Consider the following 17,686-nt stretch of genomic DNA (forward strand, 5'->3'; position numbering starts at 1 on the left):
GCCCGTCGCCGGGCGCCGGGATTACAGTTTCTTGGCTTTCTCGATCGCTTCTTCGATGCCGCCGACCATGTAGAACGCTTGTTCTGGCAGGTGGTCGTAGTCACCGTTGAGGATGCCTTTGAAGCCAGCAATGGTGTCTTTCAGGGAAACGTATTTACCCGATGCACCAGTGAAGACTTCAGCCACGAAGAACGGCTGCGACAAGAAGCGCTGGATCTTACGAGCGCGGGATACCAACTGCTTGTCGGTTTCCGACAGCTCGTCCATACCCAGGATCGCAATGATGTCCTTCAGTTCTTTGTAACGCTGCAGAACATACTGAACGCCGCGAGCGGTGTCGTAGTGGTCCTGACCGATCACGTTCGGGTCCAGCTGACGCGAAGTCGAATCCAGTGGATCTACCGCTGGGTAGATACCCAGGGAAGCGATGTCACGGGACAGAACGACGGTGGCGTCCAAGTGGGCGAAGGTGGTCGCTGGCGACGGGTCAGTCAAGTCATCCGCAGGTACGTATACCGCTTGGATCGAGGTGATCGAACCGTTTTTGGTGGAAGTGATGCGCTCTTGCAGAGTGCCCATCTCTTCAGCCAGGGTCGGCTGGTAACCTACTGCAGAAGGCATACGGCCCAGCAGTGCGGATACTTCAGTACCGGCCAGGGTGTAACGATAGATGTTGTCGACGAACAGCAGAACGTCGTTACCTTCGTCACGGAACTTCTCGGCCATGGTCAGGCCGGTCAGTGCTACGCGCAGACGGTTTCCCGGCGGCTCGTTCATCTGACCGTAAACCAGTGCCACTTTGTCCAGAACGTTGGAGTCCTTCATCTCGTGGTAGAAGTCGTTACCCTCACGAGTACGCTCACCCACACCGGCGAACACGGAATAACCGCTGTGCTCGATGGCGATGTTACGGATCAGTTCCATCATGTTTACGGTTTTGCCTACACCGGCACCACCGAACAGACCAACTTTACCGCCCTTGGCGAACGGGCAAACCAGGTCGATAACCTTGATGCCGGTTTCCAGCAGGTCGTTGCCGCCAGCTTGTTCAGCGAAGGACGGCGCAGGACGGTGAATGCCCCAACGTTCTTCGGTGTCAATCGGGCCAGCTTCGTCGATCGGGTTACCCAGTACGTCCATGATCCGGCCCAGGGTCGCTTTACCGACCGGTACGGAGATGGCTGCGCCGGAGTCCTTGACTTCCAGACCACGCTTCAAGCCCTCGGTGGAGCCCATCGCAATGGTACGAACCACGCCGTCGCCCAGCTGCTGCTGAACTTCAAGCGTAGTTCCGGCCGCGCTTTGTACTTCCAGCGCGTTGTAGATGCTCGGTACGCTGTCGCGTGGAAATTCCACGTCGATAACGGCGCCGATGATTTGAACGATACGTCCGCTACTCATAGCTGGATCCTCTGAATATTTGAACCGTTAAACCGCGGCAGCGCCGCCGACGATTTCCGAGATCTCTTGGGTGATCGCAGCCTGACGCGCCTTGTTGTAGATCAGCTGCAAATCGCTGATCAAGTCACCGGCGTTGTCGGTAGCGTTCTTCATTGCGATCATCCGCGCCGCTTGTTCAGCTGCGTTGTTCTCGACCACCGCCTGGTAGACCTGCGACTCCACGTAGCGGACCATCAAGCCGTCAAGCAGCTCCTTGGCATCCGGTTCGTAGAGATAGTCCCAGTGGTGCTTGAGTTCTTGATCCGGGGTCGCCACCAGTGGAATCAACTGCTCCACGGTAGGCTGTTGCGTCATGGTGTTGATGAACTTGTTGGACACCACGCACAGGCGGTCAATACGGCCGTCCAGGTAGGCATCCAGCATCACCTTGACGCTGCCGATCAGATCATTGATCGACGGCTCTTCACCCAGGTGGCTGATAGCTGCAACGACGTTACCGCCGAAGTTGCGGAAGAAAGCCGCACCTTTGCTACCAATCACGCACAGATCGATCTCGACGCCTTGTTCGCGGTTTACCGCCATGTCCTTGACCAAAGCCTTGAACAGGTTGGTGTTCAAGCCACCACACAGACCACGGTCACTGCTCACGACGACATAACCAACGCGCTTGATAGCACGCTCGATCATGAACGGGTGGCGATATTCCGGGTTAGCGTTGGCCAGATGACCAATAACCTGGCGGATGCGCTCCGCGTAAGGACGGCTAGCCGACATGCGCATTTGTGCCTTGCGCATTTTGCTGACCGCCACTTTTTCCATGGCGCTGGTAATTTTTTGCGTGCTTTTGATGCTCGCAATCTTACTGCGAATCTCTTTTGCGCCTGCCATGTAACACCTATCAGGTTAGCAAGCGGGAGCCTCTCGGCCCCCGCTGCGGCTTACCAGGTTTGGGTGGCCTTGAACTTCTCGATACCGGCTTTCAGGCCAGCGTCGATTTCGTCATTGAAGTCACCCTTCACGTTGATCTTCGCCATCAATTCGGCGTGATCGCGGTTGAAGTAAGCAATCATCGCCTGCTCGAAGCTACCGATTTTTGGAATCTCGATGTCTACCAGGAAGCCACGTTCAGCGGCATACAGGGACAACGACATGTCGGCAATGGACATCGGCGCATATTGCTTCTGCTTCATCAGCTCGGTAACGCGCTGACCGTGCTCAAGCTGCTTGCGAGTGGCTTCGTCCAGGTCAGAAGCGAACTGGGCGAATGCAGCCAGTTCACGGTACTGAGCCAGAGCGGTACGGATACCACCGGAAAGCTTCTTGATGATCTTGGTCTGAGCGGCACCACCCACACGGGATACCGAAACACCGGCGTTCACTGCAGGACGGATCCCGGAGTTGAACATGGCCGATTCCAGGAAGATCTGACCGTCGGTGATCGAAATCACGTTGGTCGGAACGAACGCGGAAACGTCGCCAGCCTGGGTTTCAATGATTGGCAGAGCGGTCAAGGAACCGGTCTTGCCAGTCACGGCACCGTTAGTGAACTTCTCTACGTACTCTTCCGAAACGCGGGATGCGCGCTCCAGCAGACGGGAGTGGAGATAGAACACGTCGCCTGGGTAGGCTTCACGGCCTGGTGGACGGCGCAGCAGCAGGGAAATCTGGCGGTAAGCCACTGCTTGCTTGGACAGATCGTCATAAACGATCAGCGCGTCTTCACCGCGGTCGCGGAAATATTCGCCCATGGTGCAACCGGAGTACGGTGCCAGGAATTGCAGTGCAGCCGATTCCGAAGCACTGGCAGCTACGACGATGGTGTTAGCCAAGGCGCCGTTTTCTTCCAGCTTGCGAACCACGTTGGCGATGGTCGATTGTTTCTGACCGATCGCTACGTAGACGCAGAAGATGCCGCTGTCTTTCTGGTTGATGATCGCGTCGATCGCCAGAGCGGTTTTACCGATCTGACGGTCACCGATGATCAGCTCACGCTGGCCACGGCCGACAGGGATCATGGCGTCAACAGCCTTGTAGCCAGTCTGTACAGGCTGGTCTACCGACTTACGCCAGATCACGCCTGGAGCAACTTTCTCGACCGCATCGGTCTCGGTGTTGTTCAGCGGACCTTTACCGTCAACTGGGTTACCCAGTGCGTCGACTACGCGACCCAGCAGTTCCTTACCAACAGGAACTTCAAGGATGCGGCCAGTGCACTTGGCGCTCATGCCTTCAGCCAGAGTCTGGTAAGAGCCCAATACAACGGCACCTACAGAGTCTTGCTCCAGGTTGAGGGCCATACCGTAGACGCCGCCCGGAAACTCGATCATCTCGCCGTACATTACGTCGGCCAGACCGTGAATCCGCACGATGCCGTCAGATACGCTGACGACAGTGCCTTCGTTACGGGCTTGGGAGGTCACATCGAGCTTTTCGATGCGGCCCTTGATAATTTCACTTATTTCGGAAGGATTGAGTTGCTGCATTGCTCTGCTGCCCCTTCAAACTCAAGATTTCAATGCTTCGGCAAGGTTCGCGAGTTTGCCGCGAACCGAGCCATCGATAACCAGGTCGCCGGCGCGGATGACAATGCCCCCTATCAGGGATTTGTCTTCCTCGACTTGCAGGCGCACTTCCCGGTTGAGTCGTGCACTGAGAACCTTGGCGAGTTTGTCTTGCTGTTCTTGGTTCAACGCGAAAGCACTGGTCACTTCAACGTCTACCGACTTCTCTTGTTCGGCCTTGTACAGGTCGAATAGAGCGGATATCTCCGGCAAAAGCGGGAGACGGTCGTTTTCGGCAACGACGTTGATGAAGTTCTGTGCCTTGGCATCAAACTTGTCGCCGCACACGTCAATAAACGTGGCGGCCTTGTCTGCGCTCGTCAGTCGCGGGGCCTTGAGCACGCGCTGCATGGTGTCGTCTTGCGACACTGCTGCAGCCAGGCCGAGCATGGCTGACCAAGAGGCCAGTTGCTGGTGGGCCTGGGCATGCTCGAAGGCTGCCTTAGCGTAAGGTCGGGCCAACGTGGTCAGTTCTGCCATGATCGCCCTCGCTTAAATTTCAGCAGCCAGTTTGTTTACCAGCTCCGCGTGCGCGTTTTGATCGATTGTGGCACCCAGGATCTTCTCGGCGCCGCCAACGGCCAGTGCACCCAGTTGGGCACGCAGCGCGTCTTTGACACTGTTCAGTTCCTGTTCGATCTCGGCCTGAGCCTGCAATTTCACACGTTCAGCGTCGACACGGGCTTTATCAACAGCCTCTTCGACGATCTGATTACCGCGCTTCTTGGCTTGCTCAATGATTTCGGCTGCCTGAGCTTTAGCTTCGCGCAGTTGTTGACCCGCTTTATCTTGGGCCAATTCCAGGTCGCGAGCTGCTCGGGCGGCAGCGTCCAGTCCATCCGCGATCTTCTTCTGACGTTCGTGCAAAGCCGCGATGACCGGAGGCCACACGAACTTCATGCAAAACAGTACAAAAATGAAGAACGCAACGGACTGGCCAATCAGGGTTGCATTAATGTTCACGCCAACACCTCGCTCGTTCGTTGTCCATCAGACTTGCTCAACTCGAAAATCCGAGTGATTAGTGAGCGAGTTGACCAACGAAAGGGTTCGCGAAGGTGAAGAACAGAGCGATACCAACGCCGATCATGGTTACGGCGTCGAGCAGACCGGCAACGATGAACATTTTAACTTGCAGCATTGGAACCATTTCTGGCTGACGCGCTGCGCCTTCCAGGAACTTGCCACCCAACAGGCCGAAACCAATTGCGGTACCCAGTGCGCCCAGGCCGATCAACAGTGCAACAGCGATAGCGGTTAGACCAACTACAGTTTCCATCTTTCCTCCCGACTTTTACGTCGTATGGTTTAGGTTTTTTAGATTAAAGCGGTAAAACAAATCGTTTCATCGAGCCCGGTACGGGCCCCCTCTCGCCGAGGCGAGAGGGACATCAGACTAGCCGAAGCCGGTCTTAATGGTTCTCTTCGTGCGCCATCGACAGGTAGACGATGGTCAGCATCATGAAGATAAACGCCTGCAGGGTGATGATCAGGATGTGGAACACAGCCCACGCCCACTGCAGCACAATGCCCAGGCCGCTAAGCCAGAGCAGGCCGCTGCCGAACATCACGGCGATCAGGATAAACACCAGCTCGCCAGCGTACATGTTGCCGAACAGACGCAGTGCCAGCGAGATTGGCTTGGCAATCAGCGTCACGAATTCCAGCAGGAAGTTCACCGGAATCAGCAGCGCCTGAACAAAAATGTTCTTGCTGCCGAACGGGTGCAGGGTCAGTTCGCCGATAAAGCCGCCGATGCCCTTGATTTTGATGCTGTAGAAAATGATCAGCGCGAACACCGAGAAGGCCATGGCCAGCGTAGCGTTCGGGTCGGTGGTCGATACGGCGCGGAACGGAATCTCGTGGTTGCCGGAAATGGCCGCAGCCAGTTGCGGGATCCAGTCGACCGGTACCAGGTCGATGGCGTTCATCATGAACACCCAGACGAAGATGGTCAGTGCCAAAGGTGCAACCACCGGGCTACGGCCATGGAAGCTGTCTTTCACGCTGCTGTCGACGAATTCGACCAATACTTCAACGAAGTTCTGCAAGGCACCTGGTACGCCGGAAGTCGCCTTCTTCGCCGCCATGCGGAAAAGAAGAACGAAGATCAGCCCCAACGCGACCGACCAGCCGAGGGTATCGACGTGGAAAGCCCAGAAGCCCATTGCCTTGGCTTCTGCTGCGGTGTGGGCAAAACCCCAGCCGCCGGTAGGTAGCTGACCGAAGGTCAGGTTTTGCAAGTGGTGCTGGATATAGCCCGAAGCGGATTCTGCTGCCATGGTTGCCTCAAACGCCCTAAGGTCTCGAAAGTCTTGTTCTCATCAGCAGGGGAGCGAACCAGCTGACCAGTTGGGTCAGCACGAAGACGCCGAATACAGCTAGCGGCGCCAGTGGCTTCACACCTGCGAACGTCAATGCAAAGAGCACTGCCGTCAAAATCAGTTTGCCTGCCTCGCCGGCATAAAAAGACCGGACAATGGCTTGAGCTGCTCGGGCGCCGGAAAACCGAAATGCCCTGTGAGCGAAATAAACATTGGGAAGCAAGGCTATCAGACCTCCGCAGAGTCCTGAGTATCCGGCTACGACTCCATGCCATCGCCAGAGCGCCGTCGCTGCAAGCAGCAAAACGACAAATTGCGCCAATAACACGGGAAAAACCGCCAAGCGATGGAACGGCAAGCGGTTTGGCGTGCGGGTTTCCATCACTTTTGCTCCTCAAAGGCCGGCTGCCAGAATTCAATAACTTGGCATAATTTGTGCCGACAAAATGCGCGCAGAGTATAGGGGCGGTTCAGCCCCTATTCAACTGTCAGGTAGTGATTTCGAACGTCGCGCTACATGAGGAAATGTTTCAGCGGATATGTGCGAGGACGCCTTGAAGCTCGTCAAGGGAGTTGTAGCCAATCACCAACTGTCCTTTGCCCTTCTTCCCGTGGCGGATCTGCACCGCAGAGCCTAGGCGCTCTGCCAGGCGTTGTTCGAGACGAGCGATATCCGGGTCCGGTTTCGAGGGTTCGGCAGGCGCCGGTTTACCACTCAACCACTGGCGAACCAGGGCCTCGGTCTGGCGCACGGTGAGACCACGTGCGACAACATGTCGCGCCCCCTCGACCTGTTGATTTTCCGGCAACCCGAGCAAAGCCCGGGCATGACCCATTTCCAGGTCGCCGTGGGACAGCATGGTCTTGATGACTTCCGGCAATGCAATCAGGCGCAACAAGTTGGCCACGGTCACGCGGGATTTGCCCACAGCTTCAGCGACTTGCTGCTGAGTCAGCTGGAATTCCTGCTGCAGACGCTGCAGGGCGACCGCTTCCTCGATCGGATTGAGGTCTTCGCGCTGGATGTTCTCGATCAACGCCATGGCGATTGCGGTTTCATCCGGCACATCGCGCACCATCGCCGGGATGGTTTCCTGGCCAGCCTGCTGGCTGGCGCGCCAGCGGCGTTCGCCGGCGATGATTTCAAAGCGGCCGGCACCGATCGGGCGAACCACGATCGGCTGCATCACGCCTTGAGCCTTGATCGACTGCGCCAGTTCTTCCAGCGCCTGGGGGTCCATGTCGCGACGCGGCTGGTACTTGCCACGCTGGATCAGGTCCAGCGGCAGGTGCTGCAGCTCACGCTGATCGGCCTGCACCGCTTGCTCTTCAAGCGAACTGACAGTCGGACCACTCAGCAGTGCATCCAGTCCACGTCCGAGACCTCGTTTCTTGACGGCCATGGGGATTCCTTAAGTTGCCTGAGCAGCGGCAATGCGTGAATTTTTGCGTTGACGACGAACCATCTCGCCCGCCAGGGCCAGATAGGCCAGTGCGCCACGGGATTGTTTGTCATAGGCCAACGCCGGCATGCCATAACTTGGCGCTTCGGCCAGACGGATGTTGCGCGGTATCACGGTGTCGTACAGTTGCTCGCCGAAGTGTTCCTTGAGCTGCGCCGACACATCGTTCATCAGGCTCAGGCGCGGGTCATACATGGTCCGCAGCAGGCCTTCGATTTTCAGGTTCGGGTTCAGCAGCTCAGCGATGCGCTTGATGTTATCCACAAGGTCGCTCAACCCTTCGAGCGCGAAATACTCGCACTGCATGGGGATAATTACCCCGTCGGAGGCAACCAGAGCATTGAGCGTGAGCATCGACAGCGACGGTGGGCAGTCGATCAAAATGTAATCGTAGTTCTCACGGATCGGCGCCAAAGCGCTGCGCAGACGGCTTTCCTTCATCTGCATTTCCAGCAGAACGACTTCAGCCGCGGTCAAATCGCGGTTGGCCGGCAACAACTGGTAACCACCGTGTTCGGAGAAGTGCATGGCCTGAGCCAGATCGCATTCGCCGATCAACAGGTCGTAGACCGAGTTTTCCAGGCCGTGTTTATCCACACCGCTACCCATGGTGGCGTTGCCCTGTGGATCAAGATCGATCAACAACACCCGACGCTTGGTCGCGACCAGGGATGCTGCGAGGTTGATGCAGGTGGTGGTCTTGCCCACACCACCCTTTTGGTTCGCTATCGCGAATACCTTAGCCATTCTTGCTTGTGTTCCCAATCATGCCCTGCGGCGCAGTATCAGCAGATGGCGTTGGCCTTGGCAACCGGGTACGGCCAGGGCGTGTTCGCTATCGAGGTGGAAGTCTGCCGGCAATGCTACCAGCTCATCGGCGGGATGAACGCCCTTCATTGCCAGCCAACGCGTGTCGCTATCGCCCAAGTGGCGAGTCCAGTTGCTGAAGTTCTCCATGCTGCTGAATGCCCGGGAAATAATCCCGTTGAACGGCAGTTCAGGCGTGAAGGCTTCGACGCGACTGTGGATAACTTGCAGGTTATTCAGTTTGAGTTCGAGTTTGACCTGAGTCAGGAAGCGGGTTTTCTTGCCGTTGCTGTCCAGGCACGTCACTTGCGACTCGGGAAACAGGATCGCCAGTGGAATACCCGGCATGCCGCCGCCACTGCCAACATCCAGCCAGCGACCGTTTTCGATGAAGGACATCACGCTCAGGCTGTCGAGCAGGTGCCGCGAAACCATTTCGTCCGGATCACGCACGGCGGTCAGGTTGTAAGCCTTGTTCCATTTGATCAACAGGGCCAGATAACCCAGCAGCTGCGCGTGCTGGGTTTCTGTCAGGTTCACACCGAGCTGGCGAGCACCTGTGGATAACTCTTCGGCATGTTGCGAGGTGACCAACGAACTCAAGCGCTTTGCTCCAACTGACGGCCCGCGCCGCGTTTTTTCAAATGAATCATCAACAGCGAAATCGCTGCCGGAGTCACGCCCGGTATCCGCGAAGCCTGGCCCAGGGTCTCTGGACGGGTCGCACCGAGCTTGCTCTGGATCTCTTTGGAGAGACCGGAGATGTTCGTGTAATCGATATCCACAGGCAATTTGGTGTCTTCACTGGCCCGCAGGCGAGCAATTTCATCCTGCTGACGGTCGATGTAACCGGCGTATTTGGTCTTGATTTCGACCTGCTCGGCGACCTGTGGATCTTCTGCACCGGCGCCGGTCACCGAGATCAGACCAGCGTAGTCGATTTCCGGACGGGTCAGCAGGTTCAGCAAGTTGTATTCGTGGGTCAGCGGCGTGCCGAACTTTTCGGCAATCGCATCGCCCTGCTCCGTACCGGGGCGAACCCAGGTGCTTTTCAGGCGTTGCTCTTCCACTTCGATGCTTTCGCGTTTTTTGCAGAAAGCCGCCCAGCGCACGTCGTCCACCAGACCCAGCTCGCGACCTTTTTCGGTCAAGCGCAGGTCGGCGTTGTCTTCGCGCAGGATCAAACGGTATTCGGCACGGGACGTGAACATCCGATACGGTTCCTGGGTCCCCAGGGTAATCAGGTCGTCGACCAATACGCCGATGTACGCTTCGTCGCGACGCGGGCACCAGCTGTCTTTGCCCTGGGCACGCAATGCTGCGTTGGCCCCGGCCAGCAAACCTTGGGCCCCGGCTTCTTCGTAACCGGTGGTGCCGTTGATTTGTCCGGCGAAGAACAGACCACCAATAACTTTGGTTTCGAGGCTGTACTTCAGGTCGCGCGGATCAAAGTAGTCGTACTCGATGGCGTAGCCCGGGCGAACGATATGGGCGTTTTCCATGCCGCGAATCGATTGCACGATCTGCAATTGCACGTCGAACGGCAAGGATGTGGATATCCCGTTCGGGTACAGCTCGTGGGTGGTCAAACCTTCCGGCTCGATGAAGACCTGATGGCTTTCCTTGTCGGCAAAGCGGTGAATCTTGTCTTCGATCGACGGGCAGTAACGCGGGCCGATGCCTTCGATCTCACCGGCAGCGGAGTACATAGGCGAACGGTCGAGGTTTGCGGCAATGATTTCGTGGGTACGCGCATTCGTATGGGTAATCCAGCAACTGACCTGCTGTGGATGCTGTTCCTTGTTGCCCATGAACGACATCACCGGGATTGGCGTATCGCCCGGTTGCTCGGTCATCACCGAGAAATCCACAGAGCGGCCGTCGATACGCGGCGGAGTACCGGTTTTCAAACGACCCACACGCAATGGCAGTTCACGCAGACGGTGAGCCAGTGCGATCGATGGTGGATCACCGGCGCGACCGCCGGAAAAATTCTGCAAACCGATGTGGATAAGTCCACCGAGGAAGGTGCCAGTGGTCAACACCACGGAATCTGCGAAGAACCGCAGGCCCATTTGGGTGACAACACCACGCACTTGATCCTGTTCGACGATCAGGTCGTCGGCGGCCTGTTGAAATATCCACAGGTTCGGCTGGTTCTCGAGAATCTCGCGTACAGCGGCCTTGTACAGAACGCGATCGGCCTGGGCGCGAGTAGCGCGCACGGCTGGGCCTTTGCGGCTGTTCAAGACGCGAAATTGAATACCACCTTTATCGGTAGCCATGGCCATCGCACCGCCAAGGGCATCGATTTCCTTGACCAGATGGCTTTTGCCGATCCCGCCAATCGCGGGGTTGCAGCTCATTGCTCCGAGGGTTTCCACGTTATGCGTCAGCAACAGGGTTTTTGCCCCCATACGTGCTGATGCAAGTGCTGCCTCGGTACCGGCATGACCGCCGCCGATGACGATCACTTCAAAACGGGAAGGGAAATCCACCACGCACCTCGTGCCTGCTTCAGTTGGGTAATCAGGAATAGTTTGAGCTCAGGTTTTCGGACCTGGTCGACAAGTATAGGGACTTCGCCCTTCCTAAAGAACCCTTTGCACAAAATTTAACCAGCTGTGGGTAAGTCACGGACAATAGAAATTAAAAAGAAAGAAATTTATTAAATCTTTGTTTTTATGTTTATTTCTATAGAGCACATTTTCTGTGGATAGATCTATGTAGACCTTTATTTTCAATGTGTACAGAGGAATGAAAGCCTGTGGTCATGTGCCAAGGAGGCCCTTGGATAACCGGTGTAAGCCTGTGGATGAATGGGGTGGTTATCCACAGAGGTGGTTTTCCTCAGTTTTGAAGCCCTGTTATCAACCGTGCTCAGTGGCAGTTATTCACAGGGCTTAATCCACAGAAAAGCGCTGAATGGAGCAAATTCCGCCCACGGAAAAACCACCGAAGCGATCGATGCCGCTCGGCAATGCGAAAAATCTGGGGGATACACGGATTCGTGGGAGCTGGCTTGCCTGCGATTTAAGCAACACGGCGTGTCAGACACGCCGCCTCGCGAGCAAGCTCGGCTCCCACGGAGGGAGAGGTGAGGTTATTTACCGATACAGAAGCTGGAAAAGATCCTGCCCAACAGGTCGTCGGAGCTGAATTCGCCGGTAATTTCACCCAACGACTGCTGTGCCTGACGCAAATCTTCAGCCAGCAGCTCTCCGGCACCGGCCAAGGTCAGCTGCGCGCGGCCATGTTCGAGTGAAGCACTGGCATGGCGCAGGGCTTCCAGGTGACGCCGGCGGGCGCTGAAGCTGCTTTCCGAGGTTTGCTCATAGCCCATGCAGGCCTTGAGATGGTCACGCAGCAGTTCCAGGCCTTCGCCAGCAGACCTGGCGCTCAAGCTGATGGTCACGTGGCCATCTTCACTGACTTCCAGCGCTATCGCTTCTCCGGTCAGGTCTGCCTTGTTGCGGATCAAGGTCACTTTGGCCGGATCCGGGCGTTGCTCGAGGAATTCAGGCCACAAGGCAAAAGGATCGAGCGCTTCAGGCGCAGTGGCATCAACCACCAGCAACACCCGATCTGCCTCGCTGATGGCTTTCAATGCCCGTTCCACACCGATTTTCTCGACCTGGTCTTCGGTGTCGCGCAAGCCAGCCGTGTCGACCACATGCAGAGGCATACCATCGATGTGGATATGTTCGCGCAGGATATCCCGGGTCGTACCGGCAATCTCGGTAACAATCGCGGCTTCACGGCCAGCCAATGCATTGAGCAGGCTGGATTTACCGGCGTTAGGACGACCGGCAATCACCACAGTCATGCCGTCACGCAGCAATGCACCCTGCCCGGCTTCACGCAACACGGTGGATAACTCATCGCGCACCGCATCGAGCATCTTCAGCACGTGACCATCGGCAAGGAAGTCGATTTCTTCTTCAGGGAAGTCGATTGCCGCCTCAACGTAGATCCGCAATGCAATCAACTGCTCGGTGAGGTTATGCACACGCTGCGAAAATGCGCCTTGCAACGAACGCAGTGCATTTCGAGCTGCCTGTGCAGAACTCGCTTCGATCAAATCGGCGATGGCTTCGGCCTGGGCCAGGTCGAGTTTGTCGTTGAGGAACGCGCGTTCGCTGAATTCACCCGGCCGGGCCAGACGGCAACCCAATTGCAGGCAGCGCTGCAGCAACATATCCAGAACGATCGGGCCGCCATGGCCCTGGAGTTCCAGCACATCTTCGCCGGTGAATGAATTCGGTCCAGGGAAATACAAGGCGATGCCTTCGTCCAGCACATCCTCGTTTTCACTGAGAAACGGGCCGTAATGGGCGAACCGTGGTTTCAGTTCGCGACCGCTGATGGCTTTCGCCGCAACACTCGCCAGCGGACCGGAAATACGGACGATACCGACACCGCCACGGCCTTGAGCAGTGGCGACGGCGGCAATGGTTTCACGAGGAGTGCTCATGATTCGATATCCAGATAAAAATGACGGATAGCAAAACGCCCCACTAGGGGGCGTTTTGAGTGGTTATCCACAGAGTAAGTTATGCAGCCGCTTTTTTGGTAGCCGCTTCAATCTTACGTGTGATGTACCACTGTTGGGTGATGGACAGGCAGTTGTTCACAACCCAGTACAGCACCAGACCCGCAGGGAACCACAGGAAGAAGAAGGTGAAGATGATTGGCATCAGCTTCATCACCTTGGCCTGCATCGGATCCGGAGGAGTCGGGTTCAGCTGCTGCTGGATGAACATGGTTGCGCCCATGATGATCGGCAGAATGAAGAACGGATCCTTGATCGACAGGTCAGTAATCCACAGCATGAACGGTGCCTGGCGCATTTCCACGCTTTCCAGGAGTACCCAGTACAGCGAAAGGAAAACCGGCATCTGCACGAGGATTGGCAAGCAACCACCCAGTGGATTGATCTTCTCTTTCTTGTACAGCTCCATCATGGCTTGCGACATTTTCTGCCGGTCGTCGCCATGTTGCTCTTTCAGAGCAGCCAGTTTCGGTGCCACTGCACGCATGCGGGCCATGGATTTGTAGCTGGCAGCCGACAGCGGGAAGAAGATCCCCTTGATCAGCATGGTCAGGAAGATGATCGACCAGCCCCAGTTACCAACGATCGCGTGGATATGTTGCAACAGCCAGAAGATCGGCTGGGCGATGAACCACAGAATGCCGTAGTCGACCGTCAGTTCCAGACCTGGGGATAACTCTTTCAGTATCGCCTGGCTTTTCGGACCTGCGTACAACGTAGCGCTGGTTTCAGCCTTGGCACCTGGCGCAACGGACAATACCGGGCCAGTGAAACCGATGATGTAGTTGCCTTGGCTGTCTTTGCGAGTCTGCACCACGTTGCTGTCGTTCTTGGCTGGAATCCAGGCAGTCACGAAGTAGTGTTGCAGCCAGGCGACCCAGCCACCGTTAACGGTTTCTTTCAACGACGCTTTGTCGATATCTTTCATCGACACTTTTTTGTACGGCTCTGCACTTGTCCACAGGGCAGCGCCCAGGTAAGTCGCAGTACCGGTAGCGGTAGTCGAAGAAGGATCGGCACTTGCATCGCGCTTGAGCTGGGCAAACAGGTTGCCCGTCCAGGCTTTATCGCTGGTGTTGTCGATCAGATAAGTGACTTTCAGATCGTACAGACCGCGAGTAAAGCTGAAGCGCTTGATGTAATTGACGCCAGCGTCGCTGAATTTCAGGTCAACGTTGAGCTGGTTCTGGCCATCAGCCAGTTGATAAGTCTTCTGTTCGGTCGAGTAAACCGGACGACCGGTAGCACGAGCATCCGGACCGTTGGTACCGGTCAGGCCGCTTTGAGCCAGGTAAGTACGTTCGCCGCCGTTATCAAACAGCTGGAACGGAATTTCCGGATGGTCCTGACGACGTGGATACAGCGGCAGCATCAGCTGGGCGATATCACCACCTTGAGGATCGATAGCCAGTTCGAGCACATCCGTTTTGACATGGATGAGATCTTTATTGGTGACTACCGGCGTTGCGGCAGGGGCACTGATATCGGTATTCGCGCTGGGTACATCGGCACTGGCGGCAGCATTGTTACCAAGTGGCGTATCCGGAATAGCCGGGGCAGCCTGATTGGAAGCAACATTCTGAGTCGGCAAGGCAGCCTGACCATAGTCCTGGTTCCATTTCAGAACCATAACGTAGGACACGATTGCCAGGGCGACGATCAGGATCGTGCGTTTAATATCCATGATTACTCGGCCATCGAAGAAGAACGGGAGGTAGGGATAGATGGAACCGGGTCATAACCACCGGGATTCCACGGATGACAGCGACCTAAACGACGAAAGGTCAGCCAGCCACCGCGCAGAAGGCCATGATTTTCTATGGCTTCATACGCGTAGCAGGAACAACTGGGGTAGAAACGACAGTGGCTGGCCATCAAAGGACTAATGGCATAGCGATAAAACTGGATCGGAACGAGCGCCAGTTTACGCATCAGTGCTGTCTACCCCTACAGTTTCGGTTTTGACTGCTGGTACCGGCGTGCTGCGTGCCAGACGTTTCCAGAGTTTGCCGAAATGCTGAATCAATTCGGGGTTTTCTACATCACCCAAACCTTTGCGCGCGACGATAACGATATCCCAACCAACCAGAGAATCCTGGTGGAGGCGAAATGATTCGCGCATCAAACGCTTGAGGCGATTGCGCTCAACGGAGAGCTTCACACTCTTTTTCCCGATAACCAGCCCTAGGCGGGGGTGATCGAGATCGTTGGTGCGTGCAAGGAGCAGGAGATTTTTCCCCGGAACCTTGCCGGTAGGGGAGTCAAAGACTGCCTTGAAATGCCGGGGGGTAAGCAAACGCTTTTCCCGACTGAAGTCCTGACTCACCTCCAGTACCGGATTATCAAACTGCCAGACGCGCACGACCTTTGGCGCGACGACGCGACAGGACGGCACGGCCGTTCTTGGTAGCCATGCGAGCACGGAAACCGTGGGTACGAGCGCGTTTGATAGTGCTTGGTTGGAAAGTACGTTTCATGTCGTGTTACCTGGTTCGTCCACAACGGGCCGGAATGGCCCCCGTTTTAAGAGACCGGGGATTCTAGAGAAAGCAAGCCTCTAGGTCAATTTCCAACCAACGTTTCCTTTAAATGGATATCCGCAGGGTTCGTCCTTGAAAGGTGGACAGCTAGATATAAAAATAAAGAAGGGAATTATTTAAAGCTTTTCTGTAAAGCTTATAAAAGCTAGGCCTGCCATCTTCTGTGGATAACTACCTTTAGCCCTTCTATTCCGTGCTGTACAGAGAATGACAACTACAGTGGAAAACGGTGGTCAGCCTGTGCTGCGCTGTCGGATAAGCTGTGTGTGGAATGGGTGGTTATCCACAGGCAGGTTATCCACCGGGTTTGCCCCCCACTTGTACAATGACCTTAGGTAGGTTTATCCACAGGGCTTATGCACAGACCATTGGTCGTCTTTTTTACGTATAAAGCGTTGATTCTTCGACACCCGTGAGCAACCCACGTGTGGATAAGTCGGCGTCTGGTCGCTACAATGGCCGCTTGTTTTTGCCTCACCGGCTTTCAACTTAGGGGATATCCGTGTCAGTGGAACTTTGGCAGCAGTGCGTGGAGCTTTTGCGCGATGAGCTGCCTGCCCAACAATTCAACACTTGGATCCGTCCACTACAGGTCGAAGCCGAAGGCGACGAGTTGCGTGTCTACGCGCCGAATCGTTTTGTTCTCGACTGGGTCAACGAAAAGTACCTGAGCCGCGTGCTCGAGCTGCTGGATGAGCACGGCAATGGCATGGCGCCGGCGCTTTCCTTATTAATAGGCAGCAAACGCAGTTCAGCACCTCGTGCGGCGCCGAATGCACCGTTGGCCGCAGCAGTGTCTCAAGCCCAGGCCGCGGCTGCACCTGCCCCCGTCAGTGCTCCTGCACCTGCCACGTCAACCAAGCGAGCAACACAAAAAACCGCCGAGGTCAGCGAAGAACCGTCTCGCGACAGCTTCGACCCAATGGCCGGCGCCAGCTCGCAACAGGCCCCGGTACGTGCAGAACAACGCACCGTGCAGGTCGAAGGCGCGCTCAAGCACACCAGTTACCTGAACCGCACCTTTACCTTCGAGAACTTTGTCGAAGGTAAGTCCAACCAACTGGCCCGTGCGGCAGCCTGGCAGGTCGCGGACAATCCCAAGCACGGTTACAACCCGCTGTTCCTGTATGGCGGCGTTGGCTTGGGTAAAACCCACTTGATGCACGCTGTGGGTAACCACCTATTAAAGAAGAACCCGAATGCCAAGGTCGTGTACCTGCATTCCGAGCGCTTCGTGGCCGACATGGTCAAGGCGTTGCAGCTGAATGCTATCAACGAGTTCAAACGCTTCTACCGTTCGGTCGATGCGCTGCTTATCGATGACATTCAGTTTTTCGCCCGCAAGGAACGTTCCCAGGAAGAGTTCTTCCACACGTTCAACGCCCTGCTTGAAGGTGGCCAACAGGTCATCCTCACCAGTGACCGTTATCCGAAAGAAATCGAAGGCCTTGAAGAGCGCTTGAAGTCGCGCTTCGGCTGGGGCCTGACGGTCGCCGTCGAGCCGCCGGAGCTGGAAACCCGCGTCGCGATTCTGATGAAGAAAGCCGACCAGGCCAAAGTCGACCTGCCGCACGATGCTGCGTTCTTTATCGCCCAGCGTATTCGTTCCAACGTCCGTGAACTCGAAGGCGCGCTCAAACGCGTAATCGCCCACTCGCACTTCATGGGCCGCGATATCACCATCGAGTTGATTCGCGAATCCTTGAAGGACCTGTTGGCGCTTCAGGACAAACTGGTCTCTGTGGATAACATTCAGCGCACGGTCGCTGAGTACTACAAGATCAAGATTTCGGATTTGCTGTCCAAGCGCCGTTCGCGTTCGGTCGCACGTCCACGGCAAGTGGCCATGGCGCTGTCCAAGGAACTGACCAACCACAGTTTGCCGGAAATCGGCGACGTATTTGGCGGTCGCGACCACACCACGGTTTTGCACGCATGCCGCAAGATCAACGAACTTAAGGAATCCGACGCGGACATCCGCGAGGACTACAAGAACCTGCTGCGTACACTGACCACTTGATGAACACCAGCGCAGCTA

Annotated in this window: 18 protein-coding genes; 1 reads left to right on the forward strand and 17 read right to left on the reverse strand. The window is 56.2% G+C overall.

All coding sequences use genetic code 11. The features are described 5' to 3' along the window. Positions 1 to 21 precede the first annotated feature (21 nt). The 17 genes from atpD to rpmH form a co-directional block, all read right to left on the reverse strand. On the reverse strand, positions 22 to 1,401 hold the full coding sequence (atpD, locus tag AO353_RS10390; protein ID WP_019694391.1) for a F0F1 ATP synthase subunit beta: 1,380 nt from the start codon (positions 1,399 to 1,401) through the stop codon (positions 22 to 24). A 27-nt stretch (positions 1,402 to 1,428) separates the two neighbouring features. Beyond that, a complete protein-coding gene (atpG, locus tag AO353_RS10395; protein ID WP_054594852.1) occupies positions 1,429 to 2,289 on the reverse strand; it encodes a F0F1 ATP synthase subunit gamma in 861 nt (286 codons plus the stop codon). A 50-nt stretch (positions 2,290 to 2,339) separates the two neighbouring features. After that, entirely contained in the window at positions 2,340 to 3,884 is a 1,545-nt protein-coding gene (gene atpA / locus AO353_RS10400; protein WP_054594853.1) for a F0F1 ATP synthase subunit alpha, read from the reverse strand. Between the two features lie 21 nt (positions 3,885 to 3,905). Then, positions 3,906 to 4,442: a F0F1 ATP synthase subunit delta gene (locus AO353_RS10405; protein ID WP_054594854.1), complete on the reverse strand. Its 537-nt coding sequence runs from the start codon at positions 4,440 to 4,442 to the stop codon at positions 3,906 to 3,908. 12 nt (positions 4,443 to 4,454) lie between these two features. Beyond that, the gene (locus AO353_RS10410; RefSeq protein WP_054594855.1) at positions 4,455 to 4,925 is read right to left on the reverse strand and encodes a F0F1 ATP synthase subunit B; all 471 of its coding nucleotides are present in this window, start codon (positions 4,923 to 4,925) and stop codon (positions 4,455 to 4,457) included. 58 nt (positions 4,926 to 4,983) lie between these two features. Beyond that, entirely contained in the window at positions 4,984 to 5,241 is a 258-nt protein-coding gene (gene atpE, locus AO353_RS10415) for a F0F1 ATP synthase subunit C (RefSeq protein ID WP_019694395.1), read from the reverse strand. A 133-nt stretch (positions 5,242 to 5,374) separates the two neighbouring features. Then, positions 5,375 to 6,244: a F0F1 ATP synthase subunit A gene (gene atpB, locus AO353_RS10420; RefSeq protein WP_054594856.1), complete on the reverse strand. Its 870-nt coding sequence runs from the start codon at positions 6,242 to 6,244 to the stop codon at positions 5,375 to 5,377. Positions 6,245 to 6,260: 16 nt separating this feature from the next. Continuing rightward, positions 6,261 to 6,668 (reverse strand): F0F1 ATP synthase subunit I, encoded by a 408-nt coding sequence (locus AO353_RS10425; protein WP_054594857.1) that lies wholly within the window; start codon positions 6,666 to 6,668, stop codon positions 6,261 to 6,263. Positions 6,669 to 6,816: 148 nt separating this feature from the next. Next, positions 6,817 to 7,689: a ParB/RepB/Spo0J family partition protein gene (locus AO353_RS10430; RefSeq protein ID WP_054594858.1), complete on the reverse strand. Its 873-nt coding sequence runs from the start codon at positions 7,687 to 7,689 to the stop codon at positions 6,817 to 6,819. A gap of 9 nt (positions 7,690 to 7,698) precedes the next feature. After that, the gene (locus AO353_RS10435) at positions 7,699 to 8,496 is read right to left on the reverse strand and encodes a ParA family protein (RefSeq protein ID WP_019694399.1); all 798 of its coding nucleotides are present in this window, start codon (positions 8,494 to 8,496) and stop codon (positions 7,699 to 7,701) included. Positions 8,497 to 8,514: 18 nt separating this feature from the next. Next, positions 8,515 to 9,159, reverse strand: a complete 645-nt coding sequence (gene rsmG, locus AO353_RS10440) for a 16S rRNA (guanine(527)-N(7))-methyltransferase RsmG (protein WP_054594859.1) — start codon at positions 9,157 to 9,159, stop codon at positions 8,515 to 8,517. Beyond that, positions 9,156 to 11,054: a tRNA uridine-5-carboxymethylaminomethyl(34) synthesis enzyme MnmG gene (gene mnmG, locus AO353_RS10445; RefSeq protein ID WP_054594860.1), complete on the reverse strand. Its 1,899-nt coding sequence runs from the start codon at positions 11,052 to 11,054 to the stop codon at positions 9,156 to 9,158. The genes rsmG and mnmG overlap by 4 nt, the downstream gene beginning before the upstream one ends. Before the next feature lie 605 nt (positions 11,055 to 11,659). After that, positions 11,660 to 13,030, reverse strand: coding sequence for a tRNA uridine-5-carboxymethylaminomethyl(34) synthesis GTPase MnmE (gene mnmE, locus AO353_RS10455; protein WP_054594862.1), 1,371 nt, complete (start codon positions 13,028 to 13,030; stop codon positions 11,660 to 11,662). Positions 13,031 to 13,109: 79 nt separating this feature from the next. Then, positions 13,110 to 14,792, reverse strand: a complete 1,683-nt coding sequence (gene yidC, locus AO353_RS10460; RefSeq protein WP_054594863.1) for a membrane protein insertase YidC — start codon at positions 14,790 to 14,792, stop codon at positions 13,110 to 13,112. A 2-nt stretch (positions 14,793 to 14,794) separates the two neighbouring features. Beyond that, the gene (gene yidD, locus AO353_RS29670; RefSeq protein WP_052966011.1) at positions 14,795 to 15,040 is read right to left on the reverse strand and encodes a membrane protein insertion efficiency factor YidD; all 246 of its coding nucleotides are present in this window, start codon (positions 15,038 to 15,040) and stop codon (positions 14,795 to 14,797) included. Further along, entirely contained in the window at positions 15,033 to 15,434 is a 402-nt protein-coding gene (gene rnpA, locus AO353_RS10465; RefSeq protein ID WP_031319651.1) for a ribonuclease P protein component, read from the reverse strand. The genes yidD and rnpA overlap by 8 nt, the downstream gene beginning before the upstream one ends. Before the next feature lie 16 nt (positions 15,435 to 15,450). Continuing rightward, positions 15,451 to 15,585, reverse strand: coding sequence for a 50S ribosomal protein L34 (gene rpmH, locus AO353_RS29675; RefSeq protein WP_003213577.1), 135 nt, complete (start codon positions 15,583 to 15,585; stop codon positions 15,451 to 15,453). Between the two features lie 565 nt (positions 15,586 to 16,150). Here rpmH and dnaA point away from each other — a divergent pair. After that, complete coding sequence (gene dnaA, locus AO353_RS10470) at positions 16,151 to 17,668, forward strand: chromosomal replication initiator protein DnaA (RefSeq protein ID WP_054594864.1); 1,518 nt, start codon at positions 16,151 to 16,153, stop codon at positions 17,666 to 17,668. The last annotated feature ends 18 nt before the right edge of the window (positions 17,669 to 17,686 follow it).

It is taken from the genome of Pseudomonas fluorescens (assembly GCF_001307155.1).
Lineage (GTDB): Bacteria > Pseudomonadota > Gammaproteobacteria > Pseudomonadales > Pseudomonadaceae > Aquipseudomonas > Aquipseudomonas helvetica.

Bases quoted from the DNA above. Each gene is read 5' to 3' on its own strand.
- atpD (WP_019694391.1), bottom strand. From the start codon at position 1,401: ATGAGTAGCGGACGTATCGTTCAAATCATCGGCGCCGTTATCGACGTG.
- atpG (WP_054594852.1), bottom strand. From the start codon at position 2,289: ATGGCAGGCGCAAAAGAGATTCGCAGTAAGATTGCGAGCATCAAAAGC.
- atpA (WP_054594853.1), bottom strand. From the start codon at position 3,884: ATGCAGCAACTCAATCCTTCCGAAATAAGTGAAATTATCAAGGGCCGC.
- AO353_RS10405 (WP_054594854.1), bottom strand. From the start codon at position 4,442: ATGGCAGAACTGACCACGTTGGCCCGACCTTACGCTAAGGCAGCCTTC.
- atpE (WP_019694395.1), bottom strand. From the start codon at position 5,241: ATGGAAACTGTAGTTGGTCTAACCGCTATCGCTGTTGCACTGTTGATC.
- atpB (WP_054594856.1), bottom strand. From the start codon at position 6,244: ATGGCAGCAGAATCCGCTTCGGGCTATATCCAGCACCACTTGCAAAAC.
- AO353_RS10425 (WP_054594857.1), bottom strand. From the start codon at position 6,668: ATGGAAACCCGCACGCCAAACCGCTTGCCGTTCCATCGCTTGGCGGTT.
- AO353_RS10430 (WP_054594858.1), bottom strand. From the start codon at position 7,689: ATGGCCGTCAAGAAACGAGGTCTCGGACGTGGACTGGATGCACTGCTG.
- AO353_RS10435 (WP_019694399.1), bottom strand. From the start codon at position 8,496: ATGGCTAAGGTATTCGCGATAGCGAACCAAAAGGGTGGTGTGGGCAAG.
- mnmE (WP_054594862.1), bottom strand. From the start codon at position 13,030: ATGAGCACTCCTCGTGAAACCATTGCCGCCGTCGCCACTGCTCAAGGC.
- yidC (WP_054594863.1), bottom strand. From the start codon at position 14,792: ATGGATATTAAACGCACGATCCTGATCGTCGCCCTGGCAATCGTGTCC.
- yidD (WP_052966011.1), bottom strand. From the start codon at position 15,040: ATGCGTAAACTGGCGCTCGTTCCGATCCAGTTTTATCGCTATGCCATT.
- rpmH (WP_003213577.1), bottom strand. From the start codon at position 15,585: ATGAAACGTACTTTCCAACCAAGCACTATCAAACGCGCTCGTACCCAC.